Raw genomic sequence first — 18,756 nt, 5'->3', positions numbered from 1 at the left:
CTTTCTTAAAATCTATTTTTTAATAATTATTTTGAAAACTCTTCTGTAATTTGAGGAACTACTTGTTTTTTACGTGATACAACACCTTCTAGTGTCATAAAGTCATTTTCTAGAGTTTTTCCGAATGCCGCTGCTACTTTATCTTGTTTTTCACCTAATACTAATACTTCTGAATCTGAAGTTAAGATATTAGTGATTACAAATACATATGCTGCTAATCCTTTTGAAGAAAGTTCAGCATTAATTGCTTTAACTAATTCTTCTTTTCTTTCAGCTACTTCGTTAGCATCAACTGTGTTAATTTGAGCTACTACTAGTTTATCTGCTCCTAAAACGAATTCTTTAGCATCTAAAGAAATTAGAGTTTCAGCTGTTTTATCAGTTGTTGATGCTCCAGCTTTAAGCATAGCAAGACCATATTCTTGTGCATCTACTTCTGCAAGTTTTGCTAATTCTTCAGCTGCAACTTTATCTTGTAAAGTGCATGTTGGAGATTTAAATAATAATGAATCAGAAATAATCGCTGATAACATTAATCCTGCCATTTGTTTATCGATATTAACATTTTGCTCTTCATAGATTTTTTTAAGGATTGTAGCTGTACATCCTAGTGGCTCAGCACGGTAATATAATGGTGCTGCTGTTTCGAAGTTTGCGATACGGTGGTGATCGATTACTTCACGAATAACAGCTTTCTCAATTCCATTTGCTGATTGTTGAAACTCATTGTGGTCAACTAAGATAACGTGTTGTCCTTCTTCTACTTCTTCTACTAAACGTGGTAAACTTACGTTAAAGTATTCTAAAGCGTATTTAGTTTCATCATTGATTTCTCCAAGTCTTACAGCTTCTGTATCCATTCCTTGAATTCTTTTTAGGTTGTTGTATACGATACTTGAACAAATTGTATCAGTATCTGGATTTTTGTGTCCGAAAATTAAAATGTTTGTCATTTTCTAACTCCTTGTTTTTATTTATACTTACTTATATTTTACCTTTTTTTAGTAATTATTTCAAACTTATTTTGAAAATTACAGGCTTTTTTTCGCTAAACTTAAATCTACATGGCAATAACCTGTAGGGTTCTTTTCAAGGTATTTTTGATGATATTCTTCTGCATCAATGTAGTTGTTTACCGCTTCTACCTCTACAGCAATTTTCTTAGTATAATTTTTTTGAAGTTCCTCGATAAATTTAACTACTTCTTCTCTTGTTTCTTCGTCTACATAGTAAATTCCTGTTCTGTATTGACGACCTCTGTCTCCACCTTGTTTATTGATACTTACTGGATCAATAATTCTAAAGTAGTGACGTAGTACATCATTTAGTGGTAATACTGAGTTATCATATTTTAAGTAAATAACCTCAGCGTGGTCTGTTGTTTTAATCTGTTGATAAGTAGTTTCTGCAGTTTGTCCATTGCTGTATCCAACTTTTGTAGCAATTACTCCATCTAGCTGTGCAAAGTAACCTTCCACTCCCCAGAAACATCCTCCTGCTAGATATATTTCTTTTTCCATAGTTTTAACCTCTCAATCTTTAATCAATGTTCTTAATTAAGTACCTACAATTATACTATAAAACACTTTCTTTTTATATATTTCTGCTTAGATTATTAACTCATATATTAATTATACAACATTTACAATCTACATTAAGAAAAATAAAAAACAAGCACATTTTGTACTTGCTTGTTATTTGATAATACTAATATCATAAAATATCTACTGACTAGGGGCTGACCTAAAAATTCTAAATTTTAACAAGGTGTATATGAAAACTCATAAACGCAGTGGTTTATTGATATCTAAATTCGCTTTATAAAAGCTTTTTAGATATCTAATAAACTGTGCGAGGGTGACTCGACAAAATCGATTTCTACGAAATCACGATTTTTGAGTCACTCCCTCTTTATTCTGTTGTATGAGTTTCTTCAAATACTCGGTGTTCTACTTTATAATTATGGAAGATGGCATTTATTTCTGCACCGATAATTAGTATATATCCTGTAATATATAGCCAAAGTATAAATGCCATAAATGCTCCGATTGTTCCGTAAGTTTTAATATAACTTGAAAAATGATCAATATAGTATCCGAATAATTTACTGACTATTGTCCATGATAATGTTGCAAACAACGCTCCTGGCAATATACTAATAGCTTTTAGTTTCAAGTTAGGTCCCATAGTATATAAGAACATGAAGACAAAGAATATAAAAAGTAATGGTAGTGTATAATTTATTACCGACCATAAGTTATAGAATCCTTCATCCAGATTGAATTTATGGAATAGGATGTATGTAAGTTGTTTTCCAAATACGATTAAAGCTAATGCAAGAAACATACCTACTAAGAACAATGCTGTTAAAATTACACTAATTATTTTAGTTACAATCCAAATTCTTCCATCACGAACTCTAAATGCATTATTAAATGCTATAATTATCCCATAAATACCACTAGATGCTGACCAAAGTGTGAAAACAATCCCCACTGTGATAATCGTGTTATTCTTATTATTTAATACTTCTGAAATCATACCAAAAAGATAATTACCTAAGTCCCCTGGCGCATAGCTTTGAATTTTTTCTAATAAAAATTGTTGGTCAATTTTAAAATAAGGCGTTAAGGCCAAGGCTACAATTAGCATTGGAAATAAAGATAAGATAAAATAATAACTTAAATTTGCAGAAAGTAATGATATTTCATCATACATAAGACGATAATACATTTCTTTTACAAATTTCTTAAAAGTTAATTTACCTTTTGGATTATCTTCATAAAATGAATAATTCTTCTCTGGTATAAACATAACTATAAAATATATTTAGCCACTGTTTTAGCAGCTTTATAGTACATCGGTAATGAAGAAACAGAGAATAAGTTTAAACTTCCAACAGGAAACTTAGATTTTTCTGATACAATATATCCTTTTTCTTCTAAATACTTTTTAGCTTCTTCTACTTTAGCACGTTCTTCTGAACTAAGATTTTCTTTTTTATGAAATACAGTAGCTGCTGCAAGTGCTCCAGCACCTACAAGACCTAATAATAATTTCTTACCCATTAATATCTCCTTTAAATTTAGTTTCAATTTTTGTCAATATAGTACTATTTTAAACTATTTGATAAAACAAAGCAACAATTAATATATCTTTCTGTATTCATATGGAATATATCAGCTACAAAATATTATTCTTTACTACATTCATTAAATAATTACACAGTATCTTATAATTTCCTTTTTCATGAAGATTTTCTGCTAAAAAACTAATTTTTCTTTATTATTTTTAGAAGTTACGACCTAATACTACGTATAAAATCGAGGATTCAAAACAATAAACTCATCCCAATTTTCTCTTTAAAATTAGGATGAGCCTATCTATTATTTAGATTTGTTATTTTCTTTTAGCTGCTGTGTTATTTGTTTATCGTAATAATCATTTAAACTTTTTATAGTATACATTTTATTAATGTAAATCCCCATAATACTAAATATAACCGCTATCACTAACAAAGTTACAAGTAAGGATGCCACTATCGCGTTTGCTTTTTTATGTTCTTTTATTATATTCATCGTACTAACTTCCTTCCCCATTGTTAGTAATTGGTTTTATTTTTTCTATTTCTACATTATCCTTAGAGTGTTTTTCTTTATCTTTCTTTGCCTTCTCTTCTTTTTCTTTTTTATCTTTTTCTTTCTTTTCTTTCTCTTCTTGGGCTTTTTCTTTATCTGTTTTTTCATTTTTTATCTTTAGATACATATCACGTTCGTGATTATTTTTATCTACGATTAGTATATGTATAGTTTCATCCTCAACTGATAAAGTGTACCCCTTGATATGTTTCAGTAAGAGAATATATCCAGCAAAGTCATTAGAATTTTTAAACTTGTCCATGTAGATTTGATTATCATTGAAATTTATCCTTACGTCTTCTGAATCATCTTTACTTTTCATTATAATATAATGTTTTTCTTGAGTTACTTTTGCACTATTATTGTATATCTGCAGTATTTTTCTATGAGCTAAAGCATATTCATAATTTGAATAATCTAAGAATCTTTTAGAGGTGTTTATCATAGTCTGTAATATTAACATAAGTAGTAGAGTTAGGATTACTAATAGGAATAAAGATACAGTCAATTCTAACAAGGTGAATCCTTGTTTTGATTTAGCTATAACTGATTTTCTCACCAGTTTCTTCATCCTCAATTTTTGCTGAATTTCCACTAACACTTATGTAATAATTCTTTCTCTTAGTACTGAAACTTTGATCCTTATAGTGACTACAAATTTCTTCATACAATATCTCTCTCATCTCTAATTCTTTTTCGATTTTATAAAGATTAGAATATTGCCTTACCATATTTGGAATTAAAAATACAAACAGCAATGAACAAATAAACAAGGCTCCTATTAATTCTACGAAAGTGAAAGCTTTCTTATTGTATTTCATCTAGTGTCACATAACCTGTATCTAAATGAACAATTATTCGATATAAACTATTATCAAACTTTACATCGACGGTATTCGCTTTAGATATTAGATTTCCTCTCCAATATTCGAATTTCACAGAAGCTGCTCCAAGTTTTGCTTTACCATTTTTACGTATTTTCTTCCAATACTTCTGACCATCATATAAGACTGCATATTCATCGTCACTTGAAAAGAAACAGATATAAGATCTATCCTTCCCTAAACTCTTAGTTTGAATAGTATAAATTTCTGATACTAGCTCATTAACAGCTAATCTCTCCTGATATTTTTCATAAGTATTTATAGAGATTCTTGATAAGATTATTACTATAATACTAACTATCATTAACACGGCTATCATTTCTACCAAAGAAAATCCATTTCTATTTTTGAAGTGTTGCTTTACCATTTGCTATTACTATTTTCTTACCATTAGGTGCTGTACTAGCTTTATCTGCAGGGCCATCTAAATAATGTTTTTCAACTAGTTTTTCAAATGTAACATCTTTGTCTTTTTCATTAATTTCATAAGCTGTAACTTGTGATTGTACCGTTTTTTCATAAGCTTCTGAACTTTTATCTTTAGCAGTGTCTATATTCTTAGTAATATTAGGGATTATAAGAATTAATAGAATTGCGATTATAAATAGCACGATTAACATCTCAATCAATGTAAACGCTTTTTTATTTTTCAACTTTTGAATAATTTTTTTCATAATTCCCTCCTTATTTTAATGAACTTGCCATATTAAAAATTGGAAGTAGTATTACCATATACAGTCCAACTATTACTACAGCTAAAATTCCAAATAAAATAGGTTGTAATTTTTTTAAAGTTCTATCTAATGATGTTAAAAAGGTATCTAACATCAATTCACTGAAAAGTTTTAATTCTTTATCAATCAAACCATTATTTCTTCCATGGCTTACAAATTTTCTAATTGATTTATCAAAGTATTTAATTTTTCCAATAGCGTCTTCAAAACTTATACCTTTATCGAGTTCATGTAAAATTTCTTTAGCAAATTCTGTTAAATAATAATCATAGTTTTCTTCGACCATTACTTCTAAAGCTGTTTTCAAAGAGAATCCACTCATAAGGAATAAACTTAGCTCCATAGAAAATCTGTAAGAAAAGTATAGTTTAGAATAGTTCCTAATCTTAGGAATATATAATAGGGTCTTTAAAAATAGATTTGGTTTATATCTAATTGTATAAAATAAGTAACTTATACCTAAAAGGGTAAATAAAATTATAATGGAAATGAATTTTGGAATATAATAAAGTGATTTGATTAATATAATGGTTTGGAGATCCATCTTAATATTAGATGAAGTATAGATGTTCTCAAATTGTGGAATTACTAGCGCATTAAATACCATAATAAGGCATATTAATGTCAGTGTTAAAAATAGTGGATATCTTAATGTTTTTATTATCTTTTCTTGTTGTATTTTTTGTATTGATAGATATGTTTCTACTTCTAGTAACATATCTTCAATTCTACCATAGTCTTCTGCAAATTTTATTTTGCTTATAATTAGTTGTGAATAACCAAGATATCCCAATATATCGGATAATTTATTTCCGTTAGAGAGTTTTTCTTTTATCTTTTTAATTTCATCATCAGCAACTTCGTATTGTATTAATAGAAATTCTAAAGAATCTTCTAACATATATCCATGATTTATCAACTCATATAGACGCTTAATAAAATATATTTTATTCTCTTTATCTAGGATTTTTTTAATATCCCCATTTTTCTTTTTCATCATTGGTGATTAATCCTCTTTCACATGCTAATTCAAACTTTTTCTCTAAAGAGTTTTTATGTATTCTATTATTATCTATATATTCATGAATATCTTCTTTTTTCAATATTTCGGTTACTAATCCTCTTTTTCCGTTTACTAAATTTACCAATCTTTGCGAAATAATGCAAATGACTGTTTGTTTTATATCTTCTAGTGACAGGTTTAAATCTCTTAATCGATTTATTACTCCAATAGAATCTTCCGCATGAATTGTACTTAAAACTAAATGTCCTGAAAATGCTGATGTGATTACTTGGCTAGCTGTCTTATAATCACGGATTTCTCCAATTACCATCGCATCCGGATCACAGCGCAAGATAGATTTTAAGGCGTTATCATAGTTAATTCCTGCTTTTTCATTTACTTGCATTTGTATTAAGCTAGGAATCTTTTTTTCTACTGGATCTTCTACTGTAATTACCTGCTTATTCATTCTTGCAAGCTCACTTGCTAATTTGTACAGTGATGTTGATTTACCGCTTCCTGTAGGTCCTGAAAATAATATTAGACCATTAGCTTTTTTTGAAAGATTATTTATATATTGACTATCCTCTTCAAATATACTGTATTCAACATCTTCTAATTCATTAATAAATATTCTGACCACACAACCTTCATTTAATTCACTTAGTGGTAAGGTGGACACACGCAAAAAATAATCTTTATCGTTATAGTTATAGACAAAGCGACCACTTTGCGGTTCCTTATTCCTTGAAATATCTATATTAGAATTAAATTTTAAAAGCGAGATAATCGCGTCTAGCTCCCTATTAGAAAATTGTTCATATTTACTCAGATGACCGTTCACCCTGAGTTGTATAAAGGAATTTCCCGACGTATGTGGGTATATATGGATATCACTGGCTCTTTTTTCTATTGCTTCGTTAATAATTTGGTTCATTAATTCTTTTACATCAATAGTTATCACCCCTTTTTCTCAAGAAAAGAAAAATATAGGCTAAGTATTACCACTTAGCCTATATTTAAAAACTATTAATTTAATTTACTACATTATAACTCTATAGCCTAAGTATTTGAGTATGTTATAGATTTATATTTCTCGAAAAAGAATATCCCCTAAATCTTCTCAAAACTTCTTCTACTAATTTACAATCCTCACTATCGAGTGATTTAATCATATCAATTACTTCAAAGTGAGTATCTGCCAACTCTTCTGGTTCCCCTTTTTCAGTTTTATAACCTACCAGTTCATCAATAGAAACGTTATATAATTTTGCTATTGATACTAGTGTCGCAACGTTTGGTTCGTTACGTCCGTATTCCCAGTTCGCATATACACCGTGAGATGATAACTCTAGTTTATCTGCTACAGTTGACATAGAGTAATTGTTCATTTTTCGAAGTTTTTTCAAGTTTTGTGCCAGTAATGTTCCTTTATTCTTCAAAGTAATCCTCCTTTCTCATCTATAACTATTATACATCGTTTTCTATAAAAAATCAAATTATATTATAAATTTTCGAACCTTTTTTTCATACTAATATAAAATATTATTTTCAAATTATGTGTAATATTTACAGAAAAACTACCAGGAACTTTGATATGTCAACCATATTAAAAAATAAAACAACGCTTTTATTAGCGTTGTTTTCATTCATTAAATAGGTTTTTCAACAGTTAATATTTTTATATTTTTCAACAAATTAGTATAAACATAATTTGCTGCTATAAGGCCAGCGATAGATGGACAGAATGCATTAGATGCTGGTGGTATTTTCGCTTTTCGTATAGCTGAGTCTTGTTTTCCAATTTTTTCTAAATATTCTTTATTGGCAATTGTTGGACTTTCTGTAGAAAATACTACAGGAACTTTTCCACGAACTTTTTCTTTTTTAAATTTAGTTCTTATTACTTTTGCTAATGGACATACTGTCGTTTTACTAATATCTGCAATTTGGAATTTTGTTGGATCTAGTTTATTAGCTGCTCCCATTACACTAATAACTGGAATATTATTTGCTAAACAATATTTTATTAAATGTATTTTAAATGTCACCGTGTCACAGGCATCGATAACAAAGTCTAATGGTTTCTCATAGAATACCGGATACGTATCTTCAGTATAAAAGTCTTGAATAGCAATAACTTCACATTCTGGATTAATATCCAAAATTCTTTTCTTCATTTCTTGAACTTTACTGCATCCTACTGTTTTAGTAGTAGCGTGTATTTGTCTATTAACATTTGTTATATCGATATCATCTTTATCCATTAAAACTAAAGAACCTACACCAGAACGTGCTAGTGACTCTGCAGCGAATGAACCTACTCCACCAACTCCTAATATCCCAACTCTTTTACTTTTTAATATTTCTAAACCTTCTGTTCCTATTACTAATTCATTTCTCGAAAATTGATGTAACATTTCTATCTCCATATATCTAATTATTTCTTTTAAATTAAAAAAGACTGGATACTCCTTTAAACCAGTCTAAAAAAACCAAAACGCCGTAGATTCTTACCTGAATTGGTCCTGATATAATCAGGTGGGTACGATAGCCTTACGTTCTAAAGTCTTCTCGAGGAAGCATTTTATACTAATAAGCGATTCTCGTTCCCGTTCAAAAAGTGTTAGGCCCGAATGTATGGTAAGTCTTACAAGCGCTTTAGTTGTATATTTATATTTTACCACACTTACTTTATTAAAACAACCTCAAAATTTGTATAATCAGGTAGATCAACATGTTTTTATTTCTCTAAACCCTATTAAATAAAAGGTTTTCATAAAGTAAAATATTTTTTAAACATATTTTTAATAATCGATTCTTTAATACTTATTTTCTTTATTAAATTTTTACTATTTTAAAAGTTTTTTCAGAAACTTCCCTGTGTAACTTTCATTATTTTCTGTTAACTTCTCTGGAGTACATTCTGCAAGAATTGTTCCTCCACCTACTCCACCTTCTGGACCTAAATCTATCAAATGGTCACAGCATTTTATAACATCTAAGTTATGCTCAATCACAACAACAGTATTTCCACCATCAACTAACTTATCAATGATTTTAATTAATCTACTAATATCATCAATATGTAAACCTGTTGTAGGTTCATCAAGAATATACAGAGTCTTACCTGTAGATTTTTTGTAAAGTTCACTCGCTAGTTTAACCCTTTGAGCCTCTCCTCCTGAAAGTGTAGTTGCACTTTGACCTAGTCTTATATAGTCAAGTCCCACATGAACAAGTGTCTCTAGTTTGTTTTTAATCTTAGGAATATTCTCAAAGAATTCATATGCTTCTTTAATTGTCATGTCTAAGACATCACTGATACTCTTACCTTTATACTTAACTTCTAATGTCTCTCTATTATATCGTTTACCTTTACATACTTCACATGGAACATAAACATCAGGTAAGAAATGCATCTCAATTTTTAGAATTCCATCCCCACTACAAGCTTCGCAACGACCACCTTTTACATTAAAGCTGAATCGTCCTTTTTTGTATCCACGTAATTTAGCTTCATTAGTGCTTGCGTATAAATCTCGTATATCATCAAATACACCTGTATAGGTAGCTGGGTTACTTCGTGGTGTTCTTCCTATTGGGCTTTGGTCTATATCGATAATCTTATCTATATTCCCTTCAATTCCTTCTACCGATTTCACTACAGTTGTATCAATTTCTTCTTTATTAAGAACGTTTTTTACTGAATTAAATAATATTTCATTAACAAGCGTTGATTTACCACTACCTGAAACCCCCGTTACTCCAATAAATTTTCCAAGTGGGAATTTTACACTAACATCCTTTAGATTATTTTTTCTCGCTTTCTTAATAACGATATTTTCACCGTTACCTTCTCTTCTTTCTGATGGTACTGGTATTTTTTTACGCCCTGATAAATATGCCCCTGTTATCGAATCCTCATTCGCCATTATTTCATCAGGAGTTCCAACAGCAACTACTTGTCCTCCGTGTTCACCTGCTTTAGGTCCTATATCAACTATATAGTCACAAGCTAACATCGTATCCTCATCGTGCTCTACTACTAATACTGTATTTCCTAAATCTCTCATAGAAAGCATAGTATTAATAAGTTTTTCATTATCTCTTTGGTGTAAACCTATTGAAGGCTCATCAAGAATATAAGTTACCCCCATCAGTTTCGAACCTATTTGAGTCGCTAGGCGGATACGCTGAGCTTCTCCTCCTGATAATGTTCCTGAAGATCTATCTAGTGTTAGATAATCTAAACCAACATCATTTAAAAACTGTAATCTTGATTTAATTTCTTTTAGCACTAATTTAGCTATTGCATAGTCTTTTTCACTTAGTTTTATATTCTGGAAAAATTCATAACTGTCTTTAATAGACATTTCACAAACTTCTGCAATATTTTTTTCTGAAACATACACTGATAAGATTTCTGGTTTTAATCGTTGACCTTTACAACTACGACATGAGTCTTCTTTAATATACTTAGCCATAGCTTCTCTAGTTGCTCTAGTCATGCCTGATTTATAACGTCTAAGAATATTATTCGCTACTCCTTCAAAATAAACAATACGTGAACGCATTACTCCTTCATCATTAATATATTTATGAGTAATTTCTTCATGATTATTTCCGTATAAAATAATTTGTTGTTGTTCATTGTTTAAGTCTTTGAATGGAGTATCCATATTAATTCCAAAGTGTTCACATGCACATTTAATTAAACTTGGATAATATGTTGAAGTCGCATTATTATAAACTAATATTGCACCTTCATTTATTGTTAAGTCTTTTTGAATAATTTTGTTAACATCTACCGTTTCATGCATCCCCAAACCATCACACTCAGGACAAGCTCCTTGTGGATTATTAAAAGAGAAGATACGAGGCTCTAAATCTCCTAATGTGAAATCACAATGTTTACAACTATACTTAGTTGAGAATAATTGTGTAGTTTCTTCTTTAACATCATCTATTTCTACTAAATCATTATTAGAAAGGTTCAGTGATGTTTCTAACGAATCAGCTAAACGTGTTTCAATTCCTTCTTTAATAACTATCCTATCAATAATTACACTAATAGAATGTTTTTTATTTTTATCTAATTCTGGAATATCTCCAACTTCGTATAATTCTCCATCAATTTTGAATCGAATATATCCATCTTTTATTAGTTTATCTATTAATTTTTTATGTGTACCTTTTTTATCCTTAACAATCGGTGCTACTATTTGGATTCTACTACGTTCAGGCATTAACATAATAGCATCTACGATTTGACTTATTGAACTACTCTCAATTTTTTCATGATGATTTGGACAGTAGATTTCTCCTATTCTTGCATAAAGTAGACGTAAATAATCGTAAATTTCTGTTACTGTTGCTACCGTTGATCTAGGATTTTTTGATGTCGTTTTTTGATTTATTGATATTGCTGGTGATAATCCTTCGATAAGATCAACATCTGGCTTTTCAAGATTACCTAAGAACTGTCTAGCATATGCACTTAAACTTTCCACATAGCGACGTTGTCCTTCAGCATAGATTGTATCAAATGCCAGCGAACTTTTACCACTACCACTTAATCCAGTAATAACAACAAACTGATCACGTGGGATTTCTAAGTCTATATTTTTAAGATTATTTTCCCTTGCTCCTTGTATTACAATTTTATTTTTCTTTTGCATAAATTACCTCAAATGATTCTATACAATCAAATTTTTATTTTTCTTGGTAAAAGCTTTAAGTGCTCAAATACCTTTATATGGTTTTTTTCTCATAAAACTTTTCTCAACTCTCTTATTATAACATAAATACAAATGAATATTAAAAAAGAAAGTTCTAAAATACAATTTCAAAACTTTCAAAATATAATAAATGATACGCCAATCGATCAAAAAAGATTAGCAAATTTATCTTGCATAAAATTGAGTATCCTATAATATATCAGAGATTAAATAATATCTTCTAAATTTTTTATAATTGTTTTCAAATTATTTTCTACATCATTTATATTACTACCTATACTACTTAATAATTCATTCATATTCTCTTCAAAATCCTTAGGGAGAAATTTAGCATGTTCTTTAGCATAGTCTATCATTCTCTTTTCTCCTGGATGAGTAAGTTCATTTACTGCAAATATAATATCAAAATATGATTCTATAAAAGCCGAAATACGGTGATTTACACTTACAAGATCCCCTCGATTAAGTGCCTTTAAAATCTGCTTATCATAAGATGGTAAATTTCCAGTTAATAAACGAAAATTTTTCAAAATAATATTTTCTTTTAACTCTTTTGAGAATGGTACTGAAAATCTTTCTTTTATTCTATAAAATTCTTTATGTGGATCATATAGAATTTTACTATTTATCAAATTATGTAAAAAGCATGTTATATATCCGTTACTCGCTTGATGTCTTTCAACAACATTTTCTATAATATTCTCAAAATCATTTATATTTCTATAAATAATATCTAAATCTATTCCATCAGATAAAATACAATTATCTTCTACTTCCCAAAATTGATTTTCTAACTCAATATAAGAACAATATTTACCTAAAATTAATTTTCTTACATCTTTATTAGGTATATTTCCACAATAAATATATAGGTCATAATCAGAACTTCTGTCATAGTTATTACCACTTCTAGATCCACCTAATACTATCGCCGTTATTTCTGGTAATTTAGTAAATTCAAACCAAAGACTATTAAATACTTCCATTTCATTATCCTTCCTACGTCGATATAATTACTATTACATATTATTCTAACATACATCCTTATTTGTTTATATACATATTTTAAACTTTTACTAAATATTAAGAAAAAATGGAGTGACTCAAAAATCGTGATTTCTGAGAAATCAGTTTTATCGAGTCACCCTCCCAAAGGTTCTGGGTCTATAATAAATACGGCTGATATTTATTATCAACCGTATTTATTATAGACCCAAAAAAAACAGTAAACCTTTTTTGATTTACTGTTCTTGTATTAGTTATGTTTAATTGTTACTTCAATAAGCTGGTGTTTATTCCTATTTCTTACATAATTCGACTAAATGTTCAACAACATTTAATTTCCTCATTGTCATGGTTATTGAAAGCTGTTTTTCAAGATAATTAGTATTCAATCTTTTGGGACTTGCATCTCTTGGAAGATACATATATAAACATTCAGAACCAATAATAAACTTTTCATCTCCAAAATCTTTATTTTCCAGTTTTTTTAGTTCATCTTCTCCCATACTATCGTTAGTGAATACTAAATGTATTCTTGAAAAATCATAATTTTCATTAAACGGATTTTCCTCAATAGCTATCTGTAATTGATTTTTTTCTTTTATAATGACACTTAAATCTGCTCCTATTTCTTTAGCTATTGTGTCATGAATTAACTTTGCTGTTTCCCCTTTTGACAACTCTCTTTCCAAAATAACATTACCACTTTGAATATAAGTCTTTACTTTTTTTAGTCCTACTTTTTCAAGTATCTCTACCAAAAATGACATTTTAGGTATTCTATTTTTTCCTGTCGGTGTTACTCCTCTCAACCCCTATGGTTAAGGGGAACATATCCACACTCGTAGTCGGAAACATATCCAACATTGGCTCTCGTTTGTGGGAAGATATCAACGGTTTTGTCTGTTCGTGAGAACATATCAACTCAAATCATTTCATGGTTAATCCCTTATCAATGGCTTCCTGAATAATCTTATGACAACATACCCCCAAAGGATTGTTTTCCTTACAAAGCGAATTTTTCATTGCTCCAGTTATGGCATTTGCTTCTTTAACGATTTTCGCACCATGCTTTACAACTGCTTCAATTACCTGATCTTCTGTGACTTTGCTGCAATAACAAGCATACTTAGGATCTGCATCTTTCTTAAATCAGAATTGATCTCCATCAACGGCATTACGATAATCATCTGTCACCAAGTGTTCATCGGTTATCCTACTAACTGTTACTCCTTCATTATTACAGACAGGGCAACTCTCCTTTGTTCTATTTAAATTTTGTGTGATACATTCACAGCAACATTCATCAATAACTTTCAATTACATAACCTCCATATCTTTAAAACCATTTAATTCAAGGTAAATCCCAACCAATTTTTATTTATAGTTTTTAAATTAAAAAATACCCCTTGATTGTATCGTCAATTATCGGTATCATTCAAGGGGTGAATAGGAAAAATAGTTTATAGATTCTTTACATTCAAAGCTCTAAAAGCATTTAATACTGCGATGATAGTTACACCTACATCTGCAAATATAGCTGCCCACATAGTAGTTATTCCAAAAGCACTCAAAATAAGAACAATTATTTTTATTCCAATTGCAAATACTATGTTTTGATGTGCAATTTTTAGTGTCTTTTTAGAAATCTTCATTGTAGTAGCAATTTTCGATGGTTCATCAGTCATAATTACAACATCAGCAGCTTCAATGGCCGCATCAGAACCTAAACCACCCATTGCTATTCCAATGTCTGCACGAGCTAATACAGGTGCATCATTGATTCCGTCACCAACAAAGGCAAGTTTACCTTTTTTAGATTTTTGCGAAAATAATTCTTCTAGTTTTTCAACTTTGTCTGCTGGCAACAGTTCTGCATAAACCTTATCAAGACCAAGCTCTTTAGCAACTTTTGAACCAATACTTTTATTATCACCTGTCAACATAACTGTTTGTTTAATATTAGCTGCCTTAAGTTCCTTGATTGCTTGTGCTGAATCTTCCTTTACCTCATCGGCAATTACAATGTAACCTATATATTTGTTATTAACAGCAACATGTACAATAGTACCGATCAGCTCTCCCTTGAAATAAGGGATATCCATCATTTTCATAAGTTTGATATTTCCTGCCATAACCTTTTTGCCATCTACTGTTGCAATAACACCATGACCTGATATCTCTTCTACATCTGAAATACGTCCATTGTCTATTTCTTTGCTATATGCACGTTTCAGTGAAAGTGAAATCGGATGATTGGAATAGCTTTCCGCATGTGCAGTTAATTCTAGTAGCTCTTCTTTGGAAACTCCTTCTGGATGAATTTCCTGTACATTAAATACACCTTTCGTTAGTGTTCCAGTTTTATCAAAAACAACAATTTCAGTTTCTGCTAATGCCTCTAAATAATTACTACCCTTGACTAAAACACCTTTTTTTGAGGCTCCACCTATTCCACCGAAGAAACTCAAAGGAATTGAAATAACTAAAGCACACGGACAGGATACCACAAGGAATGCTAGTGCTCTATATATCCAATCACTAAAAGTCGCCCCGTCTATAACAAGAGCTGGTATAATAGCTAGAAAAACTGCAATTATAACCACAACCGGTGTATAATATCTCGCAAACTTCGTAATAAATTGTTCTGAATTGGATTTTTTACTACTTGCATTTTCAACTAAATCAAGAATTTTACTTACAGTAGATTCTCCAAATTCCTTGGTAACCTCTGCTGTAATAACCCCATTAATGTTGATGCACCCACTTAGGATATCACTTCCAACTTCTACTTCACGAGGAATAGATTCGCCTGTTAGTGCCGATGTATTAATCATTGAACTTCCCTCAATTACCTTGCCATCAAGAGGAATCTTTTCTCCTGCTTTAATTACAATAATATCTCCAATTTGTACTTCATCTGGGTCAACTTTGACAAGTTCATCACCTTTTTTAACATTAGCATAATCTGGTCGAATATCCATAAGGCTTGCAATTGACTTTCTCGACTTGCCAACTGCATAGCTTTGAAACAGTTCTCCAACTTGATAAAACAGCATAACTGCAACACCTTCAGGATACTCACCAATAAAAAATGCACCAATTGTTGCAATACTCATTAAAAAATTTTCATCGAAAACTTGACCTTTAAAAATATTTTTTACAGCTCTTTTTACAACATCTCCACCTACAATAATGTAACTTATTATAAAGAGAGCAATCTGTAACCATTCGTTATTTAAACTAAGCAATACTGCTGTAGCTAACACGGCTGCACCAATAATTATTCGCCATAGTCGTTTTGTCATACTAAATAGCCTCCTTTAAGCCTTTTTCATAGTTGTATCGGGTTCGATTTTTTTAACTATTTTTTCGGCCTCTGCTATTATTGTTGGCATTTTTTCATCCTCACCATCAATAACGAGTTTTGTGGTCATAAAGTTAACAGTAGCTTCTTTCACTCCATCAAGCTCATTAATAGCCTTTTCCATTTTTGCCGCGCAATTTGCACAATCTAAACCTTCAAGTATAAATTTCTTTTTCATTATTAAATCCTCCTAAATATTATTTGTAATTTTATTTTGAATACTACAAGTCTTTTTCAAATTTTCTTGAAGTATTGCTCATTTGAAATGAAGACTTAAATATATGCCCAAATATCTTCAAAAAATATTCTATTCTACCGCATTACTACTTCTCGTTGATATGAATTAGACCTTGGTCAAATATTTCTCTTACATGATCATCAACTAATGAATAATATACTACTTTGCCTTCTTTTCTGTTTTTCACTAAATTAGCTTGTTTTAAGACTCTCAGCTGATGGGAAATTGCTGATTGTGTCATGTTAAGTAATACAGCGATATCACAAACACACATTTCAACTTCATGTAAAGCCCATAATATCCTGATTCGTGTTGAATCTCCAAATACTTTAAATAATTCTGCTAGATCATAAAGGCTTTCTTCTTGAGGCATTTTATCTCTAACTTGATTTACAATATCCTCATGAATTACATTGCAGTCACATCTTTCAATTGAATTAAATTTTTTAGTCATATTATCACCTCTTTTTAAATCATTTCATCTGATTACTTGAACAAGCATTCATGCGTTGTATATTTATTATATTATTATTTTTCTCTTGTGTCAATTGTTATATGAGCATTTATTCAAGTGTTTTTATATTATTTAAAATATCTCAAAAATATCCACTAAGACATTAGTACAGTCCTTTCTCGGTATCCTGTTCCATACATATCCTTTAAACAATTACTTAAAAATAAAGACTTCTCCTTCGTACAAGTTTTCGGTTTCTTTAATAGCTTCATCTAACAGCTTATTACATCACTCATGTGGTCAACTCCTTATCAATAACCTTATAAACAACATTTTTGATAATATCACATGTATAAATCATGTAAAAGTCAATGCATAAACACTAACATTCTGGATAATCTTCCTTACTAGGGTATCATCATAACGTGTAACCATTACTGGAACATAAGCTATAAATTTCGTCTTTAAAATGTCCGTTATTTGCAGTTAATATGTTGGGTACATTTTCTAGCACAAAATACTTCGGTCTAACAACACTAACTACCTCAAATAAATATTTAAATAAATAATTACGTGGATCGTCCATTATTTTTCTTTTCCCTTTTTGAGAAAATCCTTGACAAGGTGGTCCCCCAACAATTACATCTATATTTTTATACTCATTAAAAACATCATCAATATCTAATTTTGAAATATCTTCATTAATCATTTTCACTTTAGGATGATTTTTTTATAAGAATTAGCTATAGAATAGTCAACTTCATTTGCTAAAACAATTTCAAATCCTGAGTCGAAAAATCCTTTAGATAGTCCACCAACTCCAGAAAACAAATCAATAACTTGTCTTTTCATCTTCTACCCTCATATTCGCTAATTTAGCATATTTTTCTTCTAATTCAACACCGATAAAATTTCTATTTAATCTATAGCTTGCAATTGCAGAAGAACCGCTTCCTAGAAATGGATCTACTACTAAATCGCCCTTATTTGAAAGCAATCTTATAAAATGTTCGAATAATATAATTGGCTTTTGTGTTGGATGTTTACCTAATTTCTTTTCCCTAGCAGTCGTGACAGATGTTTCAATATAGTCTAGAACCAATTTACCTTTATTATTGAATGTTCCTGTTTTTGTTTTATAAGTAAAATATATCCAGCACTCATTTGAATTAACAAAATGTAAATTCATATTTCTAGGCATTGGATTTGTTTTGTGCCAAATTCCAGTTGTTTTATAATAAAAACCAAATTTATTTGCTATTTCAACAAGAGTTTCAACCCTTAATATTGTCATAAAAACTATCATGGAAGCACCATTCTTAAGTATCCTACTTGATTCTTTAAAAACAATCTCATATGGTCTTTCCAATCATTAAAATCTAAATCATCCCAACCAGCAGCACCAAAAAAATTAGAACGCATTTTTTGTAGATTTGTATCTCTCCCGTTCATGAAATTTGCAATATTATATGGAGGATCTGTAATAATTAAATCAACCGTAGATGAGTCTAACTTCCTCAATTCTTCTATGCATTCTCCATTTATTATTTCAATCATTTTTAATACACTCCATAATTTCTGATATGTCGCAATCCAATGCATCACAAATTCTGAGCAAAATATCGGTAGTTACATTCTCACCATTCTTTAATTTATAAAATGTACTCCTACTTACATTTGCTTTTTCCATAAGCT

20 protein-coding genes, 1 other RNA gene and 3 pseudogenes are annotated in these 18,756 nt (G+C 29.9%); all 24 read right to left on the bottom strand.

All coding sequences use genetic code 11. From position 1 onward, the window contains the following. Positions 1–26 precede the first annotated feature (26 nt). Positions 27–953, bottom strand: a complete 927-nt coding sequence (locus tag O3884_RS02850) for a manganese-dependent inorganic pyrophosphatase (RefSeq protein WP_371451489.1) — start codon at positions 951–953, stop codon at positions 27–29. 78 nt (positions 954–1,031) lie between these two features. Beyond that, complete coding sequence (gene msrA / locus O3884_RS02845) at positions 1,032–1,520, bottom strand: peptide-methionine (S)-S-oxide reductase MsrA (protein ID WP_294683753.1); 489 nt, start codon at positions 1,518–1,520, stop codon at positions 1,032–1,034. 391 nt (positions 1,521–1,911) lie between these two features. Further along, positions 1,912–2,814 (bottom strand): YihY/virulence factor BrkB family protein, encoded by a 903-nt coding sequence (locus O3884_RS02840; protein ID WP_371451488.1) that lies wholly within the window; start codon positions 2,812–2,814, stop codon positions 1,912–1,914. A 2-nt stretch (positions 2,815–2,816) separates the two neighbouring features. Further along, entirely contained in the window at positions 2,817–3,068 is a 252-nt protein-coding gene (locus O3884_RS02835) for a hypothetical protein (protein ID WP_371451487.1), read from the bottom strand. A 318-nt stretch (positions 3,069–3,386) separates the two neighbouring features. After that, the gene (locus O3884_RS02830; protein WP_314090977.1) at positions 3,387–3,578 is read right to left on the bottom strand and encodes a hypothetical protein; all 192 of its coding nucleotides are present in this window, start codon (positions 3,576–3,578) and stop codon (positions 3,387–3,389) included. Positions 3,579–3,582: 4 nt separating this feature from the next. Beyond that, positions 3,583–4,197, bottom strand: coding sequence for a prepilin-type N-terminal cleavage/methylation domain-containing protein (locus O3884_RS02825; protein WP_371451484.1), 615 nt, complete (start codon positions 4,195–4,197; stop codon positions 3,583–3,585). Continuing rightward, entirely contained in the window at positions 4,175–4,459 is a 285-nt protein-coding gene (locus tag O3884_RS02820) for a type II secretion system protein (RefSeq protein WP_371451483.1), read from the bottom strand. The genes O3884_RS02825 and O3884_RS02820 overlap by 23 nt, the downstream gene beginning before the upstream one ends. After that, positions 4,446–4,889, bottom strand: a complete 444-nt coding sequence (locus O3884_RS02815) for a prepilin-type N-terminal cleavage/methylation domain-containing protein (protein WP_371451481.1) — start codon at positions 4,887–4,889, stop codon at positions 4,446–4,448. The genes O3884_RS02820 and O3884_RS02815 overlap by 14 nt, the downstream gene beginning before the upstream one ends. Further along, a complete protein-coding gene (comGC, locus tag O3884_RS02810; protein ID WP_371451479.1) occupies positions 4,864–5,196 on the bottom strand; it encodes a competence type IV pilus major pilin ComGC in 333 nt (110 codons plus the stop codon). The genes O3884_RS02815 and comGC overlap by 26 nt, the downstream gene beginning before the upstream one ends. 10 nt (positions 5,197–5,206) lie before the next feature. Further along, complete coding sequence (gene comGB, locus O3884_RS02805) at positions 5,207–6,256, bottom strand: competence type IV pilus assembly protein ComGB (protein ID WP_371451478.1); 1,050 nt, start codon at positions 6,254–6,256, stop codon at positions 5,207–5,209. Then, positions 6,228–7,196, bottom strand: a complete 969-nt coding sequence (gene comGA / locus O3884_RS02800; RefSeq protein WP_371451598.1) for a competence type IV pilus ATPase ComGA — start codon at positions 7,194–7,196, stop codon at positions 6,228–6,230. Before comGA ends, comGB begins: the two co-directional genes overlap by 29 nt. Positions 7,197–7,338: 142 nt before the next feature. After that, entirely contained in the window at positions 7,339–7,701 is a 363-nt protein-coding gene (locus O3884_RS02795; protein WP_084812676.1) for a helix-turn-helix domain-containing protein, read from the bottom strand. Between the two features lie 210 nt (positions 7,702–7,911). Next, the gene (locus O3884_RS02790) at positions 7,912–8,679 is read right to left on the bottom strand and encodes a tRNA threonylcarbamoyladenosine dehydratase (RefSeq protein WP_371451477.1); all 768 of its coding nucleotides are present in this window, start codon (positions 8,677–8,679) and stop codon (positions 7,912–7,914) included. Between the two features lie 68 nt (positions 8,680–8,747). Beyond that, positions 8,748–8,930, bottom strand: a non-coding RNA gene (gene ssrS, locus O3884_RS02785) — 6S RNA. A 181-nt stretch (positions 8,931–9,111) separates the two neighbouring features. Continuing rightward, positions 9,112–11,940 (bottom strand): excinuclease ABC subunit UvrA, encoded by a 2,829-nt coding sequence (gene uvrA / locus O3884_RS02780; protein ID WP_371451475.1) that lies wholly within the window; start codon positions 11,938–11,940, stop codon positions 9,112–9,114. Between the two features lie 266 nt (positions 11,941–12,206). Continuing rightward, positions 12,207–12,986: a DUF4037 domain-containing protein gene (locus tag O3884_RS02775; protein ID WP_371451474.1), complete on the bottom strand. Its 780-nt coding sequence runs from the start codon at positions 12,984–12,986 to the stop codon at positions 12,207–12,209. A 312-nt stretch (positions 12,987–13,298) separates the two neighbouring features. Continuing rightward, positions 13,299–13,814 carry a DUF1697 domain-containing protein gene (locus O3884_RS02770; RefSeq protein ID WP_371451473.1) on the bottom strand — a complete coding sequence of 172 codons (516 nt, stop codon included), beginning with the start codon at positions 13,812–13,814 and terminating at the stop codon, positions 13,299–13,301. A gap of 118 nt (positions 13,815–13,932) precedes the next feature. Then, a pseudogene (locus O3884_RS02765) lies at positions 13,933–14,322 on the bottom strand (Csac_0668 family 2Fe-2S cluster-binding (seleno)protein). A gap of 143 nt (positions 14,323–14,465) precedes the next feature. Beyond that, a pseudogene (locus O3884_RS02760) lies at positions 14,466–16,547 on the bottom strand (heavy metal translocating P-type ATPase). A 145-nt stretch (positions 16,548–16,692) separates the two neighbouring features. After that, entirely contained in the window at positions 16,693–17,061 is a 369-nt protein-coding gene (locus O3884_RS02755; protein ID WP_314091001.1) for an ArsR/SmtB family transcription factor, read from the bottom strand. A 418-nt stretch (positions 17,062–17,479) separates the two neighbouring features. After that, positions 17,480–17,913 (bottom strand): annotated as a pseudogene (locus O3884_RS02750) (DNA cytosine methyltransferase). Then, positions 17,894–18,367 carry a DNA-methyltransferase gene (locus tag O3884_RS02745; RefSeq protein WP_371451471.1) on the bottom strand — a complete coding sequence of 158 codons (474 nt, stop codon included), beginning with the start codon at positions 18,365–18,367 and terminating at the stop codon, positions 17,894–17,896. The pseudogene O3884_RS02750 and the gene O3884_RS02745 overlap by 20 nt, the downstream one beginning before the upstream one ends. Beyond that, positions 18,364–18,618: a class I SAM-dependent methyltransferase gene (locus O3884_RS02740; protein WP_003145474.1), complete on the bottom strand. Its 255-nt coding sequence runs from the start codon at positions 18,616–18,618 to the stop codon at positions 18,364–18,366. The genes O3884_RS02745 and O3884_RS02740 overlap by 4 nt, the downstream gene beginning before the upstream one ends. Beyond that, positions 18,611–18,751, bottom strand: coding sequence for a helix-turn-helix domain-containing protein (locus O3884_RS02735; RefSeq protein ID WP_428829627.1), 141 nt, complete (start codon positions 18,749–18,751; stop codon positions 18,611–18,613). Before O3884_RS02735 ends, O3884_RS02740 begins: the two co-directional genes overlap by 8 nt. Between the last annotated feature and the right edge of the window lie 5 nt (positions 18,752–18,756).

Source organism: Gemella sp. 20925_1_85 (assembly GCF_041433735.1).
Lineage (GTDB): Bacteria > Bacillota > Bacilli > Staphylococcales > Gemellaceae > Gemella.
This window is presented reverse-complemented; position numbering and strand designations above follow the sequence as displayed.